A 22,369-nucleotide genomic window follows, 5' to 3' on the forward strand; every position below is an offset into this window, starting at 1 on the left:
AGAATGGCGGCTCAGAATGCGCACAATTGAGCATCCACAGCGATTCACGCGCCTCAGACCGACTCCGGAGCCTCGAGCGCGTCGAGGACGCGACGAATGGGGTCGACCAACTCTCTCGGCGACTTGTTCAGACCTTCCCTAAGCTGCAGCGGACCGCTGCCGACCGGTCAGCACCCGGTGGACGTGCTCGTAATGTATACGCCGAACATGATCAACGGAACGTCGCCGCTTGGGTACACGTCGCTTGGCGCGTTCACGGCTGCGGTCCACTCGGCCATCGACGATGCCAACCAGGCGCTGCGCAACGTCGGCATCTATAGCTACTCGTATGCGCTGCGGGGCATCGAGCCCGCTGACACGCAGGTTCCCAGCGATTACCCTGCCATGGGCATTAGCGACGCACTGGCCGCCTTCTCGGGGAACGAGAATCTCGACCCATTCGTCGCGCCGTGGTGCACGTACACGACGAACGCCTACGTATCGAGCCGTCGCAATGTGATGTGGGCCGACGTGATGGCCTTGGCTCGCGCCAGTTCCATACCCAACGATAACTCGTGTGGTGTCTCCAAGGCCCAGCGGTATGTCGTGCAGTACGATTGTCCGCGTGAGCCGGGGCCGGGCTTCGATCGCTTCTCGTACCTGGTGTTCAACCCCAAGTGCGATCCGGACAAGCTCAATCTCGCCCATGAGCTGGGGCATCTGCTCGGGATGGAGCACGATCCACTCAATGCGAGGAACCTCGCTGGCGCAAATGCGCCGTCCTGCCCATGGTCCTTTGGCCATCGCAGGGCTGACGCTGCCCTCCCATCGCGGTTCCACTTTCGCTCGGTCATGGCGTACTACGATACGCCGTTGAATCAGCCTGGTCCGCCTGGTCCCCCCACGTGCGGAACATCAGCAAACTGTCCGCAAATCGATGCGTACTCCGATCCACTGCAGGACTGGCATGACGAGAATGACGGGATCAACCCGCCGCCCTATGGTCTGCAGCCCATCGACCCCCTGGATGGCGCGCCGGCGATCGGCGAATTGAGTCATCCGTCATGGACGCCTTCGCAGGCTACGCAGACGCTTCCGCGTCTCGCTCCGATCGTCGCCGCGTTCCGACCCCGTCCCGACTTGATCTTCGCCGATGGCTTCGAACCCTGATCACCGGCTGCGTCTGGTTGGCGTCGCTGCGCTCATAGGCCTCACGTCGAGTGTCGCAGCGATCGAGGTCGGTCCGCCGGTGCTGGTCAGCCACACGCCGGATGGCCAGCCCACAGGCGGTATCTGCTACGGCCCGCGGTTGTCGCCTACAGGTCGATTCACCGGCTTCAGTTGCATGGCCTTCGACGTGATCTACGGCGAGCCTGGCGTCGGCGATGCGCTTCTACACGATGGCGAAACCGGGGTGATTACCGGCCTCAGCTATACCGATCAAGGTGAATGGGGCTATTGCGACGGCGCGGAGTTGGGAACCTGTTCCAGCGGCAGTATCGCGGTCTCCGATGACGGCAGTCTTGCCGTACTGAACTCCAGCGCTCCGCTCATGGAGAACTCTCCACAGCCGACGCCGGATCACGGCTTCCCAGGTGTGTACATGCGCGATGTTGTCAACCAGACCACGACGTGGCTGATGCCTCCGCTACCGCCCCATCCCCCGAACGACTCGCCACGCGCGCTGGATGCATCGATGGAGAGAACCGAAGCACTCATCAACACGGAAAGAAACTACACGGGCAATCCCGATACCAACGGCCCCACGCCCGATGTGTTCGTCGTGAACTGGGAGACCCGCGAAGTCGAGCTGATCTCGGCGAAACCGAACGGTCAGCAAGGAGAGGGCGCTGGCAGCACCGGCGCGCTCTCGCCCGATGGGCGCTATGTCGTGTTCGGGACCACCGCTTCCGACCTCACGGACGACAATCCGCAGGGTCTGCGCAATCTGTTCCTGCGTGACCGCGTGTTGCGGACTACACGTCGGCTGACGTACCCCTGGAACGGCGGCGAGTTCACGTCGCAGCCGGATATCCAGCCCAACGTGCATATCACGTCCGACAACCGGTACGTGTTCTTCGCATCGAGCGGTCAGGAGTTCACGCCGGACTCCGATCCGAACGTGCCGCTGGCGGTCTACGAAATCGATCTGCAGACCGGCCAGACCCGCCTGATCTCGCGTGGGGTGAACGACGAACCATTGAACGCTTCCGCGTTCGGGGCGTCCTTCAGCCACGACGGCCGCTACATGGCTTTCGAGACCACTGCAACCAATGTTTCCGAGGATCCTGGCCTGTTGCCCGCCGTGTTCGTGCGGGATCGGCTGACCGGCGAAACCGTCAACGTCAGTGCGGCGCTCGGCGACCCTCCGCATACCCTGCCAGGCCATGTGACTCTGTCCGCAGACGGATCGAACGTCGCCTTTTCCTGGCCACAGTGGAACGTCACCTACCCGACGCTGCTCGACAACCAACAGATCTACACGGTGCGTCTGCGCGGCGATCCGCCGCCGCTCGAAGCCATCGCGCTGCCGGTCGTTTCTCGATCCGCGCTCGTGCTGCTAGCTCTGCTGCTGTCCATGGCCGCATTGCTTGGCGCAAAGGCCACTAAATAGGGGGGGGCGATCGGGAGGGTCCTTCCGCGCGTCGCTGAAGGAAGATTGCCGATGGAGCCCGGGATGTGGCGAGGTGGGTGCCGTCGCGTCGTTCCAACGCAATGCCCGGTTCGCACGCCTGGAACCGCGTCTCTTGCACGAACAGGAATTCCACGCGCTGCACCCTATTCGAAGCCTCCGCCCGGACCACGCCGAACCCACAGAGGAATCCGGATACCCAATTTATCATCGCCGTCGGCGAGCTGATCATCATTGAGCGGTACGTGATGCGCTGGCTCCGGTGCGAGCACAGCATGGCTGATTTGGGTCGAGATCGACCGCTCGCAACTCCTGACGAGGTGTTCTCGGTGCCGGATTGAATGATCACACCCTTCGAACTCCGCACTTGGAACGTTTCGCGACGTGGGTCGCGCGCTCACGAGCCTCCTGAAGTTCTTTCCTTGCATCATCCAGCTCAAGGAGCAGGCTCAGGACGCGACTAGCTTCAAACTGTTGCTTGATCGTGAGTTCGGCAACGACTGCCTTAAGCCGATTGGTGCCGTCTCCTTTTGTCAAAGGCTCGCCGGAGCTGTTCGCCTTGTTGTACGCCTGGATCTCGTCGACCAGTTCGGGAAATCTCTCCCTCCGAAGCGCCGATGGATGCTTGCCAGCTTCTCTCGCCGTGTTGTTCTGCGTTGCTTCCGAGCCCGCTTTAAGTACTCGCGGAATCCCGGCTTTGAGCCGTTCGTATGCCTCCCGAAACCGGGCCTCTGCTGTTTCACGCTGTGACATCGAGAATCTCCTTTATCGCGTGCAACTGGACCGCCAGGCTTTCCGCGACGAGTTCTTCGCCGGGTTGGCACTCCTCCAAGTCGGCCTCAATGAGCGCCTGCATTCGCTTGACCAGGGGACGCTTACTCCGTTGTGCATATCCGAAGGCGCATCCGACGCATTTGGCGACATCCTCCCAACCCCCATACGGGCACGGATCTGGATTGGTGCAAAGACCTGGGCCGGTTTCCCGAAGAGCGAAGCGCCCCTCTTCGGCGGCTTGCCTAAGCGCGCGCTCTTCGATACCGGTCAAGAGCCTGACCGCAATCGACTTGTCGCGGCGCGATAGCGGAACGAAGTCGCTGTCCGCTAGCTCCTGTCCCCGAATGAGCAAGATCTCGACCTGAGCCCGCGCAAACTCATCCGCAAGGTCCGGATCGACGTGCAGATCGAAGTAGTTCCTTCGATAGTGTAGGGCCATCCATGGGCCAACATGCTTCAATTGCCAAGCGGTCGAGGCGATCGAAACGCCCGCACCTGCCGCGAGACAGACAAACGTTCTCCTAAACTGGTGCCACGCTAACGGCCAGCGCTTTCCCACGGCGAACCGCTCAGGGTTGAGGTCAGGGTCGAGACGGAGGGCTTGTTCCAGGTCCTCCTTCTGAATCACTAGTTCCTTTTCGTCGAGGAGCTTCTTCGATACTCTAAGTACAACGGAGAGCGTGCTCATTGCGCGGACCGTGAGACCAGCAGCTGAAAGTGACTGAAGAACGTCAGTTCGGCCGATCCATGGATCGGTAACCCTGGGAAACAGCGGCTTGATCTTTGTGGAAAGCAAGCCCTTGTACTTGGGGTTTGATGCAGCTTCGCACGCTCTCAGGGCTGCAACGGACGCGGCAGCTTTGACTGCCTTCTCCGACACCGAGGATGTTATCCAATAGGCACGCTTATCTTTCTTCGTCTTCTTTGTGGCCCCAGAGAGAAGAAAAATGCGTCCAATTACCTCATCGTCGCGAGTCTCAAGGCAGTCACGTCGAAAGCCCGCGTGCTCCTCATCCCTTGCGGCGCTAAAGGCTGCAACAAGGATTCGTGCTGCCAATGCGACGGTCGTTAGATACGTGCCGAACTGCTGAGTTCCGAGAGTGCGCTTGGATTCAGTAAGCGACTCGATCTCGCCCAGTACGCCGAACTTCTCCGCCAGTTGCCTAAAAGAACCGCCTGCATACATGTCGAGCGCGCCGATCCTAACGCATCTTCCATCGACAACTCGCTCCTTGAGCGCGCCGATAAGCTTCTTCGGACCAAACTCAATCCTGGCCTTGGAGTAGGCATAAGAGCAAATCCTGTACAGCCGCTCCATCGCGTTCTGGTTTTTGAGGTACGCGTCAACCACCCTCTCGCAGCGCTCCAGGATGTAGAAGTAGATACGCTCCGGGATATAGGCTGTCTGCTCGTGCACTCGCGCAGGGATCTTTCGTCCTATCTCAGACAACTGCTCTGGTCCAAGCACCTCGAAGCCTAGGAGATCGCGATCGTTGTACAAGCGATGAAGCAGCGTTCGAAGTGTCGGCCATATCGACGCCGGAACGCTCGAGAGGCGTCGGTATATCCTCGGGAATCGACTCAGCTGGTCGATTCGGACGCCGGCCTCGGAGCAAACCTTCACGACGTAGCGAAAAGCTTCGAACATCTTTGCAATGGAGCCCGCCGCAACTGGAGTGCGGAGTCCGTACAGCGTCCAGAAGATCACTCGCTTCCAAGTCGCCTTGTTGGCTCCTGAGAGGACAGACCCTCGTCGCTCAAGCTTGAGTTTGAAATGCAGTCGCCGGATCCTGGATGAATAGGGAGTGAGATCCCATGTGTCATGGAAGAAGTAGCTCAAGACTGCCCCATTGTTGTCCATGGAGATAATGGATCGAACTGTGGGCTTGAGAGAGTCGGTGCCGTAGTTATCAACGCCCGGACCGGCGTTCGGATGGTCAATGTTCAACGTGTATGGCATTGTTCCCTCCGGCAATAGCGAGCAGCTCAATCCATCCGCTCCACGAACGGTGGTAGTCACCGTTATCGACTGCCTCAACGATCTCCTCGGACTCATGCCTGAGGCGTTCGCTACTTCCTGCTACTTCCTCGACAAAGTCATTGATCCTCTCAATGGTCGGAATGACCACTTCGTCGACCATGACCGTACTGCTCGCAGACATCCCCGACCTCAACCGGAGGAAAGCTCTGTAGCTGAGTATCCTGTGCAGATACTCCTTGGACTTGACACCTCTGTAGTGCTGGCAGAAGAAGCACCCCGCCGGGTTGATGCAATCGGGCGACGGACTGCCTTCACTCAGTCCCGGAATGGCCTGAGGCTTGTCGGGCCGCTTGCAATCTCCACCGACGCGCACCTGATGCCTTGCTCGACGCTCGGAGATGACCTTCAGGAACTTTAGGAACTCGATTGTCGCCATTTGCTGCGAACCAACTAGATAGCTTCGCATGACGACTTCCACGGTGTTTTGCAGCACGCTTGATACCGCAGCGAGGTCTCCTCCAGTCGCAGCGAGCCGAATGACCCGCTGGCCTTTGGCGAAGCGCAGCAGGGATGGCGGTACAAATTTCCGATCAACTGACTGGAAGATGCGTTGCAGGCTTCGAAAGCCCCTTGTCGCTACATACTTGCTTTGAGACCCCTCCCTTCCAAAGAACGGGAAGAGTGGCAGCGTTTCGTGAGAGCCGAAGATCTTTCGACGAAACTCCAAGTATCGATCGAAGGCAGGTCGATATGGCTTGCTTATCCGGACAACGATGTCATGCCCTGCCCGGTGCTTGAATCCAGAGAGCTCGTACTCGCCAGAGTAGCTTTGATACTCGATCTGTCCCACCGTCAGCTCCAGTACTTGCGCCAGGTTCATTGCGGTCGCCTCGATGAAGCGAAGGCACTCCGCCTGCACTCGGAGTTGGATAATCGGCTGTCGTCTCTCGAAGCTGATGTCAGCATTCTTCAGTTTGAACTTCTCTATACGTTTCGCGTTCCATCCCTTGAAGCTGTGAACTCCCCCGACAGGCTTTGGCCCGAATCCGAAGTAGAGAAATGTCTTATCGTCACTGAGATCTATTCGGATCGGGAATGAGCCAAACATTCGGTCAGAAAGCGATGCTATCAACAGTCGCAAGTCCTTGAGGAATGCATCGACCACCGCAAGATCGAGCTTTTCGTGTGCACACGCCTGCGTACCTGGGTTGACGCGAGGCATGGTTGTTCTGCCAATGAGCTGGACTGAGCTAAGATCGAGAGCACCCGCCAGGAGTCCCAGCGCACTCCATGCGATTTGGCCCGCAGTCCTCTCCTGGAGCCGGCCCTTTCTGTACTGCGCGACAAGGTCCGTTGCGAATGAAGAGATCGCGCGTTGAACGGGGAGGAACGCCGTGCCCCTGAACCGTAAGTCTTGTGCGTCGCAGAACCTCCAGAACATGCGGATAGCGACGATGGTGCTGCCCAAGGTTATCTGGGCGGCGCCAGCTTCCTTGCGTTCCAGATAGGCCTCATGCAATGCCCTGACAAGTTCGATTCGACCCTTTTGAATCGGACCAGAGCGCCTTCTGGCCAACTCGTCGACGGACTTTAGTGGCGAAAGTTTCGCGCCGCCCCTGTGCATGAAGGCCTGAAAGTCGTAGGTGAAGTGTCCGCCTTGGAGTTCACCGAATGCGAGCAGAGGATTGGAGATCAAGCGCAAAGTTCCTCGTCGATCTTGGAATTTGCTTCTTCCTTTTCGACAAAGTGAACGTAGCCAAGGGAAACCCTGGCGTCCTTGTGGCCCATCAGCGTCTTTAATCGGCTGAGGATCCTATCGAGGCTCACGCCGGCCCTCAGTCCGGCATTGACGATGGTCGTCCCAAACGTGGCGCGGCTGCAGTGGAAGTAGAAGTTCGCGAGATCGAGGACTCCCTTTGTCGCGCGTCGGAGCCGAGCCATGTCCTGAGCGATGGAAGTCGACTCGTCCGCTCCCCTGCGGTTGTACCGCTTGCCGAATCGGTTCAGGAACAGCACGTCGCAATCGACCTCGGAGGCCTTTGCAACCCTGAGAGCCCTTCTTGGTGAGACTGCGTACTCCCTCAGTCGCTCCAATAGGTCCAGCGGAACCTGCAACTCGTAGTTCACACCACCCTTCGTTGCGACCCCGTGCTTTGGCCCAACGGGAAGCATCAAGAGGGTCTCAGTCCTTCGCCTTCGCGCATTCTCGAGCGTCGCGCACTTCAGATCGCAGATCGTTTGGATTCTCGGCCCGCTTAGGAATCCGAGTTCCAGCATGAGCGCGAATTCGATGCTGCAATGCTTTCGAGCCGCCCCAAGAATCTCGTCCCGCATCGCACGGCTCACTGGCTTCAAGCCGCCTTCAACACTATTACGATCGGCAGCACGGTATCGAATTGCCAAGTCTGTGGTTCTGACCTGGATGCTTCTGCGCAGCCCGTGAGCTGTCCTGGTCTGGATGGTGATGTGCTTGACTTTGCACGGAGGGTGTTGGAACTGCGCTGCTCCGGTGTCAATTAGCCACAGGAAGAATCTCGCAATCGCCGCAATTCGATTCGATACCGTCGATGCAGCCAGTTGCTTGAGCTTCGATCCGTCGTCTCGTGTCGCCTTTCCATCGCGTTGTTGAATGAGTCGCCCCTTGAATAGGTAGGTCGGCTTTTCGTACCGACGCTTTCCAAACTTCATCGGGTCTAACGACTTCTCCTCACAGAACTCGAGATATGCGCGAAGTTGCCAAGCGGAAGACTGAACCGACTGGAGATCTGCCCCCGCCTGGTCCTCGGCGATATCTCTGGCCCATGAGGTCAGGTATAGCGCAGCCTCTTCCCATAGCCGGCCATCAGAGAAGTACAGAACCGGCAATCCCTCGATCACACCTAGGCGACCTGGGCGCAGCCCGGGACATCCATCTTCATTCGACTGGAAATGCTGGAAGGCGATTCGGCTGACTGAGGCCAAGGTGGCGCGCTCGCTGGTCTACAGCCGACATCGTTGCATCGCTCGCGCTCATTTGAAATCATTCATTTCTCGGATCTTTTGAAAGAATCTCACTTGACCCTTTCGGCAGTCGAGAGGCTTGCGAACAAGACTTGGGCGCGGAGACTCCGTTCGGCTGCACTGGAATCGGCCAATGCCGGCCTCTTGCGGACCGCGGGTCCCGTCCAGGACACGTGGACGTGGTTGGCCAAGGCATTGCTCGACCCCGGCGCTTTGGACGATCCAGAAGCCGATCGCTTCCAAGGCCTCTTCAATGTCAAAACCAAGGGTACCGATCCTCGCAAGGCGATCCGCTTGATCCGAGTCGATGCGGGTCGTCTTGAGGAAGTCCCTCAAGATGGGGTGTCCGTCCGGAGACCTCCAGGGCGGGCTCAGAAGGGGACTGACGCGGTCGCCGAGCCCGTCGCGTATCAGAAGGTGCCTATCGACCTTGTCGCCCGAGGCGAGCTGCTCGTCCCGGGGTCAAGCCGCTGGGCGGACTCGCCGCTATGGTGGTTAGCCGCGCAAGCGCAGCTTCCGGACCTGGAGCAAGTCCGAATTCTGATTCGAGAACTGCTGAGGCTGCATGGGCTCTGTCGGCTGCCGACCGCTTGGTCGGCAAGCTCGCCGGCTACGCAAGACTTTTCATCGGACAGCACCATCGCACGCGAGCGCTACCGGCGATCGCTGGCGCCCTTGGCTTGCTACTTGAATCCAGACTCGATCTGCTTGCTGGCAGCTCTCTCCATCGAAAGCTTCATCGTGGGAAACCACGAGCTGCTCGAGCTGCAGCAGTCGCTACTCTGTCGCCAAATTAGCAGCTTAATGTCGGACCCAAACATGCATGACATCCGCGATGAATTAGTGAGCGTTGTTGTCGAAAAACTAGTGAACATGGTTTGGGATGACCCGCCACCTTTCTCCGCTTGCTCTCTAGAAAGTCCTCTGATGCCTATACCTCCAGGTTCGATTTCGATTTAAAGAGCTCTCTTTTCTACCTGTTCGTGAGCTTCAACCAGACGTAAGAGGTCGTGATGGTGCGTCGCTGAGAGCTCGCTGAGGCCGCCCAGCCGATTCTAGAGCCAGGCAACCTGTGCCCCCGACCCGGCCCTGCCTCGTGCCATGTCGACGCTGGATGTCCGGCTGTTGATCGGATGGGCTCTATGTCAACTGTGGCCAAGAAGGTCTGCAACGTCTACGCCGGCTCGGCGCTGCTGCAGGACGAGGCCCTGGTCGGCCGCATCCTGGCCGCGGTCTGCGCGGCGGTCCAGGTGCCGGTGACCTTGAAGATGCGCACCGGCTGGGACCGCGACCACCGCAACGGCGTGCGCATCGCGCGGATCGCCGAGGACAGCGGCATCCGCGCGCTCGCGGTGCACGGCCGCACGCGCGCCGACCTCTACAACGGCCAGGCCGAGTACGAGACGATCGCCGCGATCAAGGCCGCGGTCTCGCTGCCGGTGCTCGCCAATGGCGACATCGACTCCCCGCACAAGGCGCGCGAGGTGCTCGCGCGCAGCGGCGCCGACGGCGTCATGATCGGACGCGCCGCACAGGGACGGCCGTGGATCTTCCGCGAGGTCGCCGCGTATCTGGCGACCGGCCGTGTTCCGCCGCCGCCGTCGCCGGCCGAGGTGCGCGATCTGCTGCTCGGCCATCTGCAGGCGCTGTACGCGTTCTACGGCGAGACGGCCGGCGTGCGCATCGCACGCAAGCACCTGGGCTGGTACGCCAAGGACCGGCCCGAGAACGCCGCGTTCCGCGGCGTCGTCAATCGCGCCGAGACGGCGGCCGCGCAGCTCGAGCTGACGCGCGAGTACTTCGACGCGCTGGCGGCGGGTCTGGAACCGGGCACGGTGCTGCGGCTCGCGAGCGCGGCCTGAACGGGGCTGCCGCGGCTGCGGCTCGGATCGGCCGCGCCGGCCATCGCGGCGTGCGGCGTTTTCGTGCAGATCGGATCGCGACGAGGGCGCGGATCGGTCTTCAGGCCGGTGCGCGGCGGGGCAGCGCCTGGCGATAGCCGACGTCGTGCGGGCCATCGGGCGCAGGTGCGCGGATCGTCGCGGCGGGATCTTGCGGCGTGCGGAGGCGATCGGTCGAGCGCCGCGTGGTGCGTGGTGCGAGACCGCGTGGCGGGTCGCGCCGCGCGTCGACCACGCGCGCTGCGATCAGCGCTCGCGGCGCAGCCGGATCGATTCGACGGCCTTGAGCCGTTCGGCATCCGCGTCGGCCGGATCGAGGCCGTCGCTGCGCGCGACCGCCACGCCGTCGAGCAGCAGCTGCAGCTCGGCGCGGCCGTCCTCGCGCGTGCCGATCGTGACCTCGAGACCGGCGAGCGCGTCGATGCGCCGGCGCAGCGCGATCGCGGCCGGCTTGTCGCCGAGGTCGCCGGTCGCGAACTCGCCGCGTTTCGAATAGGCGATCGTCAGCGAGAAATCACGGGCCGACGGTCCCTTGACCAGCAGGGCGGCCGGCGCATCGTCATCGTCCGATGCCACGGCGCCGGCGGCTTTCGTGTCACCGCCGCCGGTCGCGACGTCGCGGCGGAAATCGCTCAGGCCCACCGCATCGCGCAGATGCGCGACGAACGGCCCGGCTACCGCACGCGCCTTGTCGGCCCCGTGGCGCAGGATGTCCTCGAGCTCGTCGGGACGCGCGATCAGGGTCTGATAGCGCTCGCGCAAGGGCGCGAGCTCGCGCTCGACGCGCTCGAACAGGCGCTGCTTGGCCTCGCCCCAGCCGAGGCCGGCGATCAGATCCGCCTCGAGCGCGCGCGCCTCGTCGGCCGAGGCGAACGCGCGATAGATCGCGTACAGATGCGCCTCGTCCGGGTTCTTCGGTTCGCCCGGCGCGCGCGAGTCGGTGACGATCCGCGCGATCGTCTCGCGCAGGCGCCGCTCGCCGCCCTCGAACAGCGGGATCGTGTTGTCGTAGCTCTTGGACATCTTGCGGCCGTCGAGGCCGGGCAGGGTGGCCACGTTCTCCTCGATCAGCGCCTCGGGCAGCACGAACGGCTCGCGGTCGACGCCGGCGGCGGCGCGATAGGCCGCGCCGTGCAGATGGTTGAAGCGCTGCGCGATGTCGCGCGCCATCTCGATGTGCTGGATCTGGTCGCGTCCGACCGGCACCCGGTGCGCATTGAACGCGAGGATGTCGGCGGCCATCAGCACCGGGTACATGTACAGGCCGGCGGTGACGCCGGCGTCGGCATCCTCGCCGTTGGCGGCGTTCTGGTCGACTGCGGCCTTGTACGCGTGCGCGCGATTGAGCAGCCCCTTGGCGGTCACGCAGGTCAGCAGCCAGGTCAGCTCGGGGATCTCGCGGATGTCCGACTGCCGGTAGAACACGACGCGCTCGGCGTCGAGGCCGCAGGCCAGCCAGGTCGCCGCGATCTCCTGGCGCGAGCGCCGGACGCGGGCCGGGTCGTCGCTCTTGACCAGCGCATGGTAGTCGGCGAGGAAGAAGAACGACTCGACGCCGGCCTCGCGGCTGGCGGCGATCGCCGGCCGGATCGCGCCGACGTAGTTGCCGAGGTGCGGCGTGCCGGTGGTGGTGATGCCGGTGAGGACGCGCCGGCGCGGGCCCGTGTCGCGACCGGCCACGTCAGCGCAGCTCGCAGAAGCAGTGCGCGAACGTGCCGAAGCGGCGGCCGCGCAGCGTGTCGAGCACGGCGCTCGCCTGGCGTACCTCGTCGCTGGCCAGCCACGCCGACCACGGCAGGCCGCTGCGGCCGGCGATGCCGGCCAGCGCTTCGCTGCCGCTGAGGCTCAGCGCAAGGCGGTCCCAGGCCGACAGCGGCTGCTCGACGTAGGCGACCTGGACGTCGGCCGGCAGGCCGGCGCGCGTCGCAGCGGCCGCGATCGCCTCGTCGAGGCCGCCGAGCTGGTCGACCAGGCCGCGCTCGAGCGCCTGGCTGCCGGTCCAGACATGGCCCTGGGCGATCGCGTCGATCTCCTCGGGCGTGCGGTTGCGCGCCTCGGCGACGCGGCCGATGAACTGGCGGTAGCCGCGGCCGATGATCGAGGTCAGGATCGACTCGACCTGCGGCGACAGCGGCTGGCGGATGTCGAACGCATCGGCCAGCGGCGTGGTCGCGATGCCGTCGGTGTGCACGCCGATCTTCGCCAGCGTGTCGGGGATGCGCGGGAACAGGCCGAAGATGCCGATCGAGCCGGTGATCGTGGTCGGCTGCGCGTAGATCTCGTCGGCGTTCATCGAAATCCAGTAGCCGCCGCTGGCCGCGTAGTCGCCCATCGAGACGACGACCGGCTTGCCGGCGGCACGGGTCTGCTCGACCTCGCGGCGGATCAGCTCCGAGGCGACCGAATCACCGCCCGGCGAGCTGACGCGCAGCACCAGCGCCTTGACGGTCTCGTCCTCGCGCGCGCCGCGGATCAGCTGTGCGGTCGAATGGCCGCCGATCGAGCCTTGCGGCTGGCTGCCGGGCAGGATCGTGCCCTCGGCGACGATCACGGCGATCTTCTCGGACGCCGGCAGCTGCGGCGGCAGCTGCGCGTCGTATTGCTGCCAGCCGATCTGGCGGAAGCTGTCGCCTTCGGCCGGCACGCCCTGTTCGCGCAGCCACTGCCGCGCCTCGGCGCGCGTCGCGATGCGGTCGACCAGCTTCTGGTCGAGCGCCAGGGCCGCCAGGTCGCCCTGGTGCGCGGCGAGCCGCTGGTCGTAGTGCGCGATGTCCTCGGCGATGCGCGCCGCGTCGATCTTGCGCAGCGCCGCGACCTCGTCGAGGTACTGGTTCCACAGGTCGCCCATCCATTCGGCGTCGGCCTGCTTGGCCGCCTCGGAGGCCTCGTTCATGACGTACGGCTCGGCCGCGGACTTGTACTGGCCGACCTTGATCAGGTGCACGGTCACGCCGAGCTTGTCGAGCGCTTCCTTGAAGTAGCTGCGATGGCTCGACAGGCCGGTCAGGACCACGCCGCCCTCGGGGTCGAGCAGGATCTCGTCCGAATGCGCGGCGAGGTAGAACTGGCCCTGGCCGAGGTCGTTGGCGATCGTCGTGACCGGCTTGCCGGCTGCGCGGAAGCGCTGCAGCGCCTGGCCGATCTCGCGCAGGGTCGAGACGCCGGCGCCGGTCAGGTTGTCCGGGATCAGCACGATGCGGCCGATCCGCGCGTCGCCCGCGGCGGCGTCGATCGTGCGCAGCACGTCGCGCAGCTGGATTTCCTTGCGCTCCGAGCCGGCCAGCCGGTCGAGCGCGCGCTCGGTCGCGGCGGTGCTGTACTGCTCGACGATCGTGCCCTCCAGATCGAGCACCAGGGCGGTCTGGTCCTGCAGCGGCGGGCGCGACTGGAACAGCGCCGCCAGCACGAACACGAGGATCGCCAGGAAGATCAGGTTCAGCACGAGGCGCCGCGTGAAGTTCAGCGTATTCCAGATGCCGATGAAGAAGCGCAGCAGCGGGCCGCGACGGGTGTCAGCCATGGGGGTCGTCCTTCTGCGGGCCGCGAGGCGCCGCGTTCGATGTGAGGGTGAGACGCGGTGGCGCGGCGTCCACCTACGCCCGAAAGCCTAGCTCAACGGCTGCGCCCGCGCATGCGGCGATCGTCACCGTGCCGGCCGGCACGGTCCGCGCCGGGAAGCCGCTTCACTTGACCACGCGCAGGCGCGAGCGGCGATCCTGCGGTTCGGGCGGCGGCGTATCCGGTTCCGGCGCGGGCGGCGCGTCGTCGGCCGGGAACATCATGCCCTGGCCGTTTTCCTGCGCATAGATCGCCAGCACCGCGGTCATCGGCACGTCGACGCTCTGGCTGACGCCGCTGAAGCGGGCCAGGAAGCGGATGCCGTCGTTGCCGAGTTCGAGCTTGTTGACCGCGCGCGCGGCGATGTTGAGGACGACCTTGCCGTCCTTGGCGCTGCCCGGCGGCACGCGCACGCCGGGCTGCGCCGCGTCGACGAGCAGGTACGGCGACAGGCCGTTGTCGCTGATCCACTCGTACAGCGCGCGCAGCAGGTAGGGGCGATTGGACGTCATCGCCGGCGAATCGGTCATTTTTCCATCTCGTGCAGTTCCCGCTCCTCGGGCATCAGGCTGCGCGTGTAGGCGGGGTTGCGGAAGATCCGCTCGCCGTAGTCGAGCACGATCTGCGCTTCGCGCGGCAGGTCCACACCGAGCGAGGACAGCCGCCACACCAGCGGTGCCAGCGCGCAGTCGGCCAGGCTCATTTCGGGGCTGAGGAAGAACTTCGAAGCGCGGAACGCCTGGACGTTCTTGACCAGCTCCTCGCGCAGCGCCTTGCGCGCCGCGTCCGCGCCGCGCCCGCCTTCCTCGATCTGGTCGACCAGGGTCAGCCAGTCGTTCTCGATGCGTACGATCGACATGCGCAGGCGTGCCCGCGACAGCGGATCGACCGGCATCAGCGGCGGATGCGGGTAGCGCTCGTCCAGGTACTCGCAGATGACGTTGGTGTCGTAGAGGACCAGGTCGCGATCGACCAGGGTCGGCACCGAATTGTACGGGTTGAGGTCGATCAGGTCTTCCGGCGGATGGTCCAGATCGACCGCGATCAGGTCGTAGCTGACGCCCTTGGCCGCCAGCACCAGCCTGACGCGGTGGCAGTGTACGCAATCGCGGGCCGAATACAGGGTTAGAACGGTTCTCGAACGCTGACTCAAGGCCATGCTTTTGACCCCTCCCTCCCGCCGTTGGCGGACGGAACGATTCCGTCCGTTGGCGATGTTTTGAATGCCCCCGCGGACCGCAGGCGGCCCGGCCCGGGCAATCCCGGATCCGGACCGTCACGGTCTGGATGTCGGCGGACAATCTACTACGCAGCCGCCGTGACGCATAGGGACGGGGGAGGGTGGTTCAGTGTACGTCCTTCCAGTATTCCTGCTTGAGCAGCCAGGCCAGGAACGTGAACAGCGCCAGGAACAGGATCACCCAGACGCCGACCGCGTGCCGCTTGAGCGCCGCCGGCTCGGCCGCGTAGCGCAGGAAGTTGCTGATGTCGCGCGCGACCACGTCGAACTCGGCCGGGCTCAGCGTGCCGGGCTGGTGCAGCTCGAAGCGGTCGAACACGTGTTCGCCTTCCGGGCCGGTCTTGAACACCGCGGTCTGCACGCCCTGCAGCTCCCACAGCGGATTGGGCATCGACACGTTCGGGAACGTGGTGTTGTTCCAGCCGAGCGGGCGCGTGGGATCCAGATAGAACGACTTCAGATACGTGTAGATCCAGTCCGGACCGCCGGCCTTGGCGCGCGCGACCAGCGACAGGTCCGGCGCGGCGTTGCCGAACCAGGCCTTGCCGTCGTCGGGATTCATCGAGCGCGGAATCTGCTCGCCGAACTTGGCGCCGGTGAAGTTGAGGTTCTGCATGACCTGGTCCTCGGTCAGGCCTAGATCCTCGGCGATGCGCGAGTAGCGCATCAGCTTCAGCGAATGGCAGCCCGAGCAGTAGTTGAAGAACAGCTTGGCGCCGTTCTGCAGCGAGCCGCGGTCGGACAGGCTGGTGCTGGAGGCCTGGAGCGCGCCGCCGCCGGCGGCCATCGCCGCCGGCGCGAGCGCGAGGCCCAGGCCGAGGACGAAACCAACGATCGAACGTCGCGTCTGCTGCATGATCGTCTCAGTCATGGGTGGTCACCCGTTCCGGAACCGGCTTGGTCTTTTCCCACCCGAAATAGGTGTACGCCCACACGAACGCGAAGAAGCCGAAATACAGGGCGGTCAGGAAGCGGCCGATGATCGTCTCGACCGGGTCGGTGCCCGGGCCGGCGCCGATCTTGCCGAGCCACACGAAGCAGATGCCGAGCACGAACAGGGCGACCCGGAAGCCGGTGCCGCGGTAGCGCCAGGACTTGACCTTGCCGCGGTCGAGCCACGGCAGGAAGAACAGGATGACGATCGCGCCGAACATCGTCAGCACGCCGAACAGCTTGTCCGGGACTACGCGCAGCATCGCGTAGAACGGCGTGTAGTACCACACCGGCTTGATGTGCTCGGGCGTCACCAGGCGGTTGGCCTCGATGAAGTTGTCGTGCTCGAGGAACCAGCCGCCGACGGTCGGTTCGAAGAACAGGATGAACGCGCAGATCATCAGGAAGAAGCCGGTGTAGAACGTGTCCTTGACCGTGAAGTACGGGTGGAACGGGACGCCGTCGGCCGGGGCGGCGGGCGACCAGCGGTTGCCCTTGGGGCCCTTCTTGATCTCCACGCCGTCGGGGTTGTTCGAGCCGACCTCGTGCAGCGCGAAGATGTGCAGCACCACCAGCAGCAGCAGGACCAGCGGCAGCGCGATCACGTGCAGCGCGAAGAAGCGGTTGAGCGTCGCGTCGGACGGCAGGTAGTCGCCCATGATCCATTCGGTCAGCGCGCCGCCGACGTACGGGATCGCGCCGAACAGCGAGATGATCACCTTGGCGCCCCAGAACGACATCTGGCCCCACGGCAGCACGTAGCCGAGGAACGCCTCGGCCATCAGCACGAGGTAGATCAGCATGCCGAGCACCCAGACCAGTTCGCGCGGACGCTTGTACGAGCCGTACATGACGCCGCGGAACATATGGATGTAGACCACGATGAAGAACGCCGACGCACCGGTGGAGTGCATGTAGCGGATCAGCCAGCCCCACTCGACGTCGCGCATGATGTATTCGACCGAGTTGAAGGCTTCCGCCGCACTCGGCTTGAAATGCATCGTCAGGAAGATGCCGGTGACGATCTGATTGATCAGCACCACCATCGACAGCACGCCGAAGATGTACCAGATGTTGAAGTTCTTCGGAGCGTAGTACTCCGACATGTGCTTGCGGTAGAACGGGCCGAACGTCGGTGCGCGTTCGTTGAACCAGTCCTGCAGGCCGGCGCCGGCGCGGGTCAGGAAGTTGGCCATCATGCCGCCCCTTCGGCGTTGACGCCGATCATGATGTGGTTGTCGTCGACGAACGAATACGGCGGGACCACCAGGTTGCTGGGCGCCGGGACGCCCTGGTAGACGCGGCCGGCCATGTCGAAGCGCGACTTGTGGCAGGGGCAGAAGAAGCCGCCCTTCCACTCGGCGTCGAACGGCTCGGGCTTGAGCTCCGGATGCAGCTGCGGCGCGCAGCCCAGGTGCGTGCACAGGCCGACCAGGACCAGGACCTCGGGCTTCATCGAGCGGTACTCGTTCTGCGCGAAGGACGGCTGCTGCTCGGTGTTGGTCGACTTCGGATCGCGCAGGCGCGCATCCTGGCTCGGCAGCGCATCGAGCTGGGCCTGGGTGCGCCGGATGATCCACACCGGCTGGCCGCGCCACTCGAAGATCACCATCTGGCCTTCTTCGAGCTTGCTGATGTCCGCTTCGACCGGAGCGCCGGCGGTCTTCGCCCGCGCGCTGGGTTCCCACGATTTGATGAAAGGCACGGCCGCCACGACGATTCCCGCACCACCGACGACAGCCGTCGTCGCGGTGAGGAATCGGCGGCGGCCCTTGTCTACGCCGTCAGTCGCCATCCGGTACTCCGCAATAGCTCGCATTCAAACTCGGCACGCCGGACGCCGCTGCCCGCTTAAGGGCGGTATCCGACCGCTGGCTATGCACCCTAACGCGCCGCCGTCTCGCGAATCGATCGTCCGGCGCGGCAGCGACTGCCCCTCGGAACCGCTCCGGAAACGATGCGCGCCGGTTAGGGCGGCCCTCAAAATCATGTTAGTTTAGCGAAGCACCCCAACCCGCACAATCAACGCGGACGCGACGCCGGCCGATCTGCGCCGCCTCCGTCGAACCGGCCCTCCATGCGCAGCAGCACCGTCCGCCTCCTCGCTTTCATCGGCCGCTTCGCCGTGCTCGGGCTCGCGCTCGCGTTCGTGTTCAGCCTGATCTCGCCGGCGCTGGTCGAGCGGCTGCGCGGCGCGTTCGCGCGGCCGGCGGCGGTCGGCACGCCGCCGCCGGCCGGCGCTGCGACCAATGGCCGCAGCCGCGGCCCGGTCTCCTACGCCGACGCGGTCAACCGCGCGTCGCCTTCGGTCGTCAACATCTATGCCGACAAGATCACGCCGTACCGCCAGCTGCAGCCGCGGGTCGTGCTCGACCCGCTGACCCAGCGCCTGCTCGGCACCTACTCGATGGGGCCGCTGATGCAGCGGCGCGACCAGAGCCTGGGCTCGGGCGTGATCTTCAGCGCCGACGGCTACGTGCTGACCAACAATCACGTCATCAGCGGCGCCGACGACATCCAGGTGCTGCTCGACGACGACCGCGTCGCCAAGGCGCGCGTGGTCGGCACCGACGCCGAGACCGACCTGGCGGTGCTCAAGATCGACGTCGGCAACCTGCCGGTCATCGCCATCGCCGACGGCGCCGAGGCCACGGTCGGCGACGTCGTGCTGGCGATCGGCAATCCGGTCGGCATCGGCAAGACCGTCACGATGGGCATCGTCAGCGGCACCGGCCGCCAGCTGCGGCTGTCCTCGTACGAGGATTTCATCCAGACCGACGCGGCGATCAACGCCGGCAACTCCGGCGGCGCCCTGGTCAACGCGCTCGGCGAGCTGATCGGCATCAACACCGCGATGTATCCGCGCACGCCGACCCGCGACGGCCGCGGCAGCGTGACGCCGGGCGCCGAGGGCATCGGCTTCGCGATCCCGGTCGCCACCGCGCGCGCGGTGCTCGACCAGATCGTCCGCAACGGCGTCGTCGTGCGCGGCTGGTTCGGCGTCGACTACGCCGACATCCCGGTCGCCAACGGTGAGACGGTCGCGCGGCGCGGCGTGGTCGTCGCCAACGTCTATCCGGATGGTCCGGCGGCACGCGCCGGCCTGCGCGCGGGCGACCTGCTGCTCAAGCTCGACGGCAAGGACATCCTCGACCAGGCCGACCTGCGCAACCGCGAGGCCGCCCTGGCGCCGGGCAGCACGGTCCGGCTGGAAGGCATGCGCGGCACCCGTCCGCTCGACCTGTCCCTGGCGCTGGCCCAGCGTCCGACGCCCGGCAGCACCGGCACCTGACGGCGCCGCGTCACGGCGGCGGCGTGTCCTCTTCGTCCTCGTCCTCGCCGACGATGCGGTTGCGGCCGCGCCGTTTGGCGCGATAGAGCCGCCGGTCGGCCAGCGCGAGCAGCGGGCGCGGGCCGAGCGGTGCGCGCCAGACCGCCAGACCGATGCTGGCCGTGCACTGCAGCGGCCGCTCGCCGCTGCCGTCCAGGCGCCACGCGGCGATCCGCTCGCGCAGGCGCTCGAACGTCTGTCGCGCCGCGGCCGGCGGCTGGCCGGTCAGCGCGATCAGGAACTCCTCGCCACCATGGCGCGCCGCGAAGCCGTCGGCGCCGAGCGCGTCGATCAGCAGCGCGGCGACCTCGCGCAGCACCGCGTCGCCGGCATCGTGGCCGTGCTCGTCGTTGATCCGCTTGAAATGGTCGACGTCGAGCAGGCCGACGCAGAGCTGGCCGCCGCCGGCCGTGAGCCGCGCGATCGTCTCGGCCAGGTAGGCATCGGCGGCGCGCCGGTTCGGCAGGCCGGTCAGCGGATCGTGCAGGGCCTGGTATTCCAGGCGGCGCAGCAGATCCTCGCGCTCGCGGTCGGCGCGCTCGAGCGCGGCGTTCTTCGCGCGCAGGTCGCGCGTGTGCTGGTCGATCAGCGCGGCCAGGCGCCGCTCGCGGCGCCGGTAGTGCAGCGAGCGCAGCCGGCTGGCGAGGTCGACCAGGATCACGGCGGCGACCAGCGCCGCGGCGACGAAGCCGCTGCGCCGCCAGAACGGCGGCTCCACCTCGATGTCGATCGTCGCCGGCGCCGCGTCGCTCTCGCTCCAGTCCACCGGCACCCGGGTGGCCTGCACCTCGAACCGGAACCGGCCCGGCGGCAGGTTCGTGTACACCGCCTCGGCATCGGCGCCGGCCTCGAGCCAGCCCTCGTCGAAGCCGCTCATGCGATAGCGGTAGCGCACGTCGCGCGGCGCCCGGAAGCTCAAGCCCGCGAACGCGATCGCGACGCGCCTGACCTCCGGTCCGAGCGTGTAGCGCGGCGCCGGCGGCCGTGCCTGGCCGTCGATGAGGACCCGCTCGAACGCGATCGGAATCTCGCCGCGCGGCTGGCGGTCGGTCGCCGCGGGATCGATCACGGCGACGCCGGCCGCGGTCGGGAACCAGAGCCGGCCGTCGCGGCCGATCCAGCCGGCCGGCGCGCTGCCGCCGTTGCTCTGGCTGCTCGGCATGCCGTCGGTGCGGTCGAACACCTCCAGTGCGAGCTGCCGGCGCCGGCCCTGGTCGAACGCGTCCAGCGCCTCGCGGGCGATGCGGAACACGCCGTGGTTGCTCGACAGCCACAGCTGGCCGCGGTCGTCGTCGAGGATCCGGAACACGGTGTCCTTGGGCAGGCCGGCGTTGCGGTCGTAGACCGTGAAGCGGCCGTCGCGCAGGCGCAGCAGGCCGCGGTCGCTGGCGATCCACAGCGTGCCGTCCGGATCGCCGAGGAAATCGAAGCTGCCCATCGCCGGGAAGTCCCGGTCCGGGTGCCAGGCGCGGATCGCCTCGTCCGCGCCGATCGCGGCGATGCCGGCCGAGGTGCCGATCCACAGCACGCCGTCGGGCGCGCGGTAGAGCACGCGGATGAAGCCGGCCGGCAGGCCGTCGGCGGGGCCGAATACGCGCATGCGGCCGTCGCGGCGACGCGCCAGTCCGTGCGTGGTGCCGATCCACAGCGTACCGTCCGGGTCTTCGAGCAGGGCGCGGACGTGGTCGGCCGGCAGCCCGTCGGCGCGCGTCAGCCGCGGCAGCGGCGCACCGCCGGCGGGACCGGGCAGGTGCAGCACGCCCTGATCGTAGGTGCCGAGCCAGAGGCCGCCGTCGCGGGCCGGCGCCAGCGCCAGCACCGAGGCCGGGCGGTCCCCGAGGCCGGGCAGCGGCACTGCCTCGACGCGCTCCTCGCGCAGACGATCCAGGCCGCCGGCGTGGCCGATCCAGACCGTGCCGTCCTCGCTCTCCATGACGACGCGCGCATAGCCGTCGCTGAGCCCGCGCGCCGAGTCGATGCCGTAGACCGGCCCGTCGGCAATCCGGTACAGGCCGTTCGTGGTGCCGACCCAGATCAGGCCTTCGCGATCCTCGAACAGCGCCGGGCTGCCGCGGCCCGACAGCGCCAGATGCGCCGGGGCGTCCCGGAACCGGTCGTCGCGATAGCGGAACAGGCCGTCGCCGGCCGTCGACAGCCAGATCTGCCCGTCGCGATCCTCGAGCATCGCCTCCACGCGCGTCTCGATCAGCCGCTGCGCGGCGGTCGCGCCGGGACCGATCCGCCAGGCGCCGGCATGGCCGCCGGCGAGCAGGCTGCCGTCGCGCACGGTCAGCAGGCTGCGCACCGGTGCCGCCGGCAGGCCGAGCGCGGCGCCCCACGGCGTCGCCGCGCCGTCATGGACGCGCTCCAGGCCGCGCTCGGTGCCGACCGCCAGGTCGCCGTCGGCGAGCTGCAGCAGGCTGAAGACGAGCCGCCCGGCCAGTCCCTGCTCGGGACCGAACGAGGCGAGCCGGCCATCGGCGTCGAGCCGGTGCAGGCCGTTCTCGGTCCCGATCCACAGCGCGCCGTCGCGGTCGCGCAGCAGCACCGTGACCTGCAGACGCTGCGCGTCGGCACCGCCGAGTCGCTGCCAATGGCCGTCGGCCAGCCGGAACACGCCGTACTGGGCGGTGCCGAACAGCATCGCGTCGCCGTCGAGCACGATGCTGCGCACGCCGACCAGATCGACGCCGGGCACGGCATGCGCGTCGAACGTCGTGAAGCCGCGGCCGTTGAAGCGTGCCGCGCCTTCCCAGGTGCCGATCCACAGAAAGCCCTCCGGACTCTGTGCGACGCGCTGCACGAGGTTGTGCGGCAGCCCGTCCTCCATCGTCCAGCCGGTGATCGTGTACTCGTCGACGCGGCGCTCCGGGTCCAGCGCATGCGCGCCGCCGCCGGCCAGGGCGGCCAGCAGCAGGAGCAGGGTGCGCGCGGTGCGGCGCGAACGGGCGAGGGCGGTGGTCGGCGAAGGCATCGAACGGGACGGGGAAAGGCGAATCGACGGGAGACGGCCGGTCCGGCGCGCGGGCGCGCACGGTCG

Annotated in this window: 16 protein-coding genes and 1 pseudogene; 5 read left to right on the forward strand and 12 right to left on the reverse strand. The window is 65.8% G+C overall.

The features are described 5' to 3' along the window. Positions 1–177: 177 nt before the first annotated feature. Both VMR06_RS01110 and VMR06_RS01115 read left to right on the forward strand, forming a co-directional pair. Positions 178–1,149, forward strand: coding sequence for a hypothetical protein (locus tag VMR06_RS01110; protein ID WP_325372111.1), 972 nt, complete (start codon positions 178–180; stop codon positions 1,147–1,149). Then, on the forward strand, positions 1,133–2,593 hold the full coding sequence (locus VMR06_RS01115; protein ID WP_325372113.1) for a hypothetical protein: 1,461 nt from the start codon (positions 1,133–1,135) through the stop codon (positions 2,591–2,593). The genes VMR06_RS01110 and VMR06_RS01115 overlap by 17 nt, the downstream gene beginning before the upstream one ends. A 363-nt stretch (positions 2,594–2,956) precedes the next feature. On the opposite strand, the gene VMR06_RS01120 is transcribed toward VMR06_RS01115, so the two are convergent. The 4 genes from VMR06_RS01120 to VMR06_RS01135 are packed head-to-tail and all read right to left on the reverse strand — an operon-like array spanning position 2,957 to position 8,243. Further along, positions 2,957–3,364, reverse strand: a complete 408-nt coding sequence (locus tag VMR06_RS01120; protein ID WP_325372115.1) for a hypothetical protein — start codon at positions 3,362–3,364, stop codon at positions 2,957–2,959. Further along, positions 3,351–5,345 (reverse strand): hypothetical protein, encoded by a 1,995-nt coding sequence (locus VMR06_RS01125; RefSeq protein ID WP_325372117.1) that lies wholly within the window; start codon positions 5,343–5,345, stop codon positions 3,351–3,353. Before VMR06_RS01125 ends, VMR06_RS01120 begins: the two co-directional genes overlap by 14 nt. Continuing rightward, positions 5,323–7,062 (reverse strand): hypothetical protein, encoded by a 1,740-nt coding sequence (locus VMR06_RS01130; protein WP_325372119.1) that lies wholly within the window; start codon positions 7,060–7,062, stop codon positions 5,323–5,325. Before VMR06_RS01130 ends, VMR06_RS01125 begins: the two co-directional genes overlap by 23 nt. Further along, positions 7,059–8,243 (reverse strand): hypothetical protein, encoded by a 1,185-nt coding sequence (locus tag VMR06_RS01135; RefSeq protein ID WP_325372121.1) that lies wholly within the window; start codon positions 8,241–8,243, stop codon positions 7,059–7,061. Before VMR06_RS01135 ends, VMR06_RS01130 begins: the two co-directional genes overlap by 4 nt. Positions 8,244–8,549: 306 nt before the next feature. Here VMR06_RS01135 and VMR06_RS01140 point away from each other — a divergent pair, with 306 nt between their 5' ends. Beyond that, the gene (locus VMR06_RS01140; protein WP_325372123.1) at positions 8,550–9,326 is read left to right on the forward strand and encodes a hypothetical protein; all 777 of its coding nucleotides are present in this window, start codon (positions 8,550–8,552) and stop codon (positions 9,324–9,326) included. A gap of 131 nt (positions 9,327–9,457) precedes the next feature. Next, positions 9,458–10,228, forward strand: a pseudogene (locus VMR06_RS01145) (tRNA dihydrouridine synthase); the annotation flags it as partial. Positions 10,229–10,513: 285 nt separating this feature from the next. Here the strand turns inward: VMR06_RS01145 and VMR06_RS01150 are convergent. The 7 genes from VMR06_RS01150 to petA all read right to left on the reverse strand — a co-directional run bounded on the left by VMR06_RS01150 (position 10,514) and on the right by petA (position 17,793). Beyond that, positions 10,514–11,947, reverse strand: coding sequence for a tryptophan--tRNA ligase (locus tag VMR06_RS01150; RefSeq protein WP_325372125.1), 1,434 nt, complete (start codon positions 11,945–11,947; stop codon positions 10,514–10,516). A 1-nt stretch (position 11,948) separates the two neighbouring features. Beyond that, a complete protein-coding gene (gene sppA, locus VMR06_RS01155) occupies positions 11,949–13,787 on the reverse strand; it encodes a signal peptide peptidase SppA (protein WP_325372127.1) in 1,839 nt (612 codons plus the stop codon). A gap of 163 nt (positions 13,788–13,950) precedes the next feature. Then, a complete protein-coding gene (locus VMR06_RS01160) occupies positions 13,951–14,355 on the reverse strand; it encodes a ClpXP protease specificity-enhancing factor (protein WP_325372129.1) in 405 nt (134 codons plus the stop codon). Continuing rightward, positions 14,352–14,984 (reverse strand): glutathione S-transferase N-terminal domain-containing protein, encoded by a 633-nt coding sequence (locus VMR06_RS01165; protein WP_325372131.1) that lies wholly within the window; start codon positions 14,982–14,984, stop codon positions 14,352–14,354. Before VMR06_RS01165 ends, VMR06_RS01160 begins: the two co-directional genes overlap by 4 nt. Before the next feature lie 187 nt (positions 14,985–15,171). Further along, positions 15,172–15,936, reverse strand: coding sequence for a cytochrome c1 (locus VMR06_RS01170; protein WP_414648036.1), 765 nt, complete (start codon positions 15,934–15,936; stop codon positions 15,172–15,174). Next, positions 15,929–17,194, reverse strand: coding sequence for a cytochrome bc complex cytochrome b subunit (locus VMR06_RS01175; RefSeq protein WP_325372133.1), 1,266 nt, complete (start codon positions 17,192–17,194; stop codon positions 15,929–15,931). The genes VMR06_RS01170 and VMR06_RS01175 overlap by 8 nt, the downstream gene beginning before the upstream one ends. Continuing rightward, positions 17,194–17,793 (reverse strand): ubiquinol-cytochrome c reductase iron-sulfur subunit, encoded by a 600-nt coding sequence (petA, locus tag VMR06_RS01180; RefSeq protein WP_325372135.1) that lies wholly within the window; start codon positions 17,791–17,793, stop codon positions 17,194–17,196. The genes VMR06_RS01175 and petA overlap by 1 nt, the downstream gene beginning before the upstream one ends. A 282-nt stretch (positions 17,794–18,075) precedes the next feature. Between petA and VMR06_RS01185 the strand changes: the two genes are divergently transcribed. Then, entirely contained in the window at positions 18,076–19,290 is a 1,215-nt protein-coding gene (locus tag VMR06_RS01185) for a S1C family serine protease (RefSeq protein WP_325372137.1), read from the forward strand. A gap of 10 nt (positions 19,291–19,300) precedes the next feature. Here VMR06_RS01185 and VMR06_RS01190 read toward each other — a convergent pair whose 3' ends face one another. Then, a complete protein-coding gene (locus VMR06_RS01190) occupies positions 19,301–22,303 on the reverse strand; it encodes a two-component regulator propeller domain-containing protein (protein WP_325372139.1) in 3,003 nt (1,000 codons plus the stop codon). Positions 22,304–22,369 lie beyond the last annotated feature (66 nt).

It is taken from the genome of Dokdonella sp. (assembly GCF_035511235.1).
In the GTDB taxonomy this organism is placed as follows: domain Bacteria; phylum Pseudomonadota; class Gammaproteobacteria; order Xanthomonadales; family Rhodanobacteraceae; genus Dokdonella.

Excerpts from the sequence above, each read along its gene's own strand:
- VMR06_RS01120 (WP_325372115.1), bottom strand. The coding sequence starts at position 3,364 with ATGTCACAGCGTGAAACAGCAGAGGCCCGGTTTCGGGAGGCATACGAA.
- VMR06_RS01190 (WP_325372139.1), bottom strand. The coding sequence starts at position 22,303 with ATGCCTTCGCCGACCACCGCCCTCGCCCGTTCGCGCCGCACCGCGCGC.
- sppA (WP_325372127.1), bottom strand. The coding sequence starts at position 13,787 with ATGGCTGACACCCGTCGCGGCCCGCTGCTGCGCTTCTTCATCGGCATC.
- VMR06_RS01125 (WP_325372117.1), bottom strand. The coding sequence starts at position 5,345 with ATGCCATACACGTTGAACATTGACCATCCGAACGCCGGTCCGGGCGTT.
- VMR06_RS01165 (WP_325372131.1), bottom strand. The coding sequence starts at position 14,984 with ATGGCCTTGAGTCAGCGTTCGAGAACCGTTCTAACCCTGTATTCGGCC.
- VMR06_RS01175 (WP_325372133.1), bottom strand. The coding sequence starts at position 17,194 with ATGGCCAACTTCCTGACCCGCGCCGGCGCCGGCCTGCAGGACTGGTTC.
- VMR06_RS01115 (WP_325372113.1), top strand. The coding sequence starts at position 1,133 with ATGGCTTCGAACCCTGATCACCGGCTGCGTCTGGTTGGCGTCGCTGCG.
- VMR06_RS01160 (WP_325372129.1), bottom strand. The coding sequence starts at position 14,355 with ATGACCGATTCGCCGGCGATGACGTCCAATCGCCCCTACCTGCTGCGC.
- VMR06_RS01170 (WP_414648036.1), bottom strand. The coding sequence starts at position 15,936 with ATGACTGAGACGATCATGCAGCAGACGCGACGTTCGATCGTTGGTTTC.
- VMR06_RS01185 (WP_325372137.1), top strand. The coding sequence starts at position 18,076 with ATGCGCAGCAGCACCGTCCGCCTCCTCGCTTTCATCGGCCGCTTCGCC.
- petA (WP_325372135.1), bottom strand. The coding sequence starts at position 17,793 with ATGGCGACTGACGGCGTAGACAAGGGCCGCCGCCGATTCCTCACCGCG.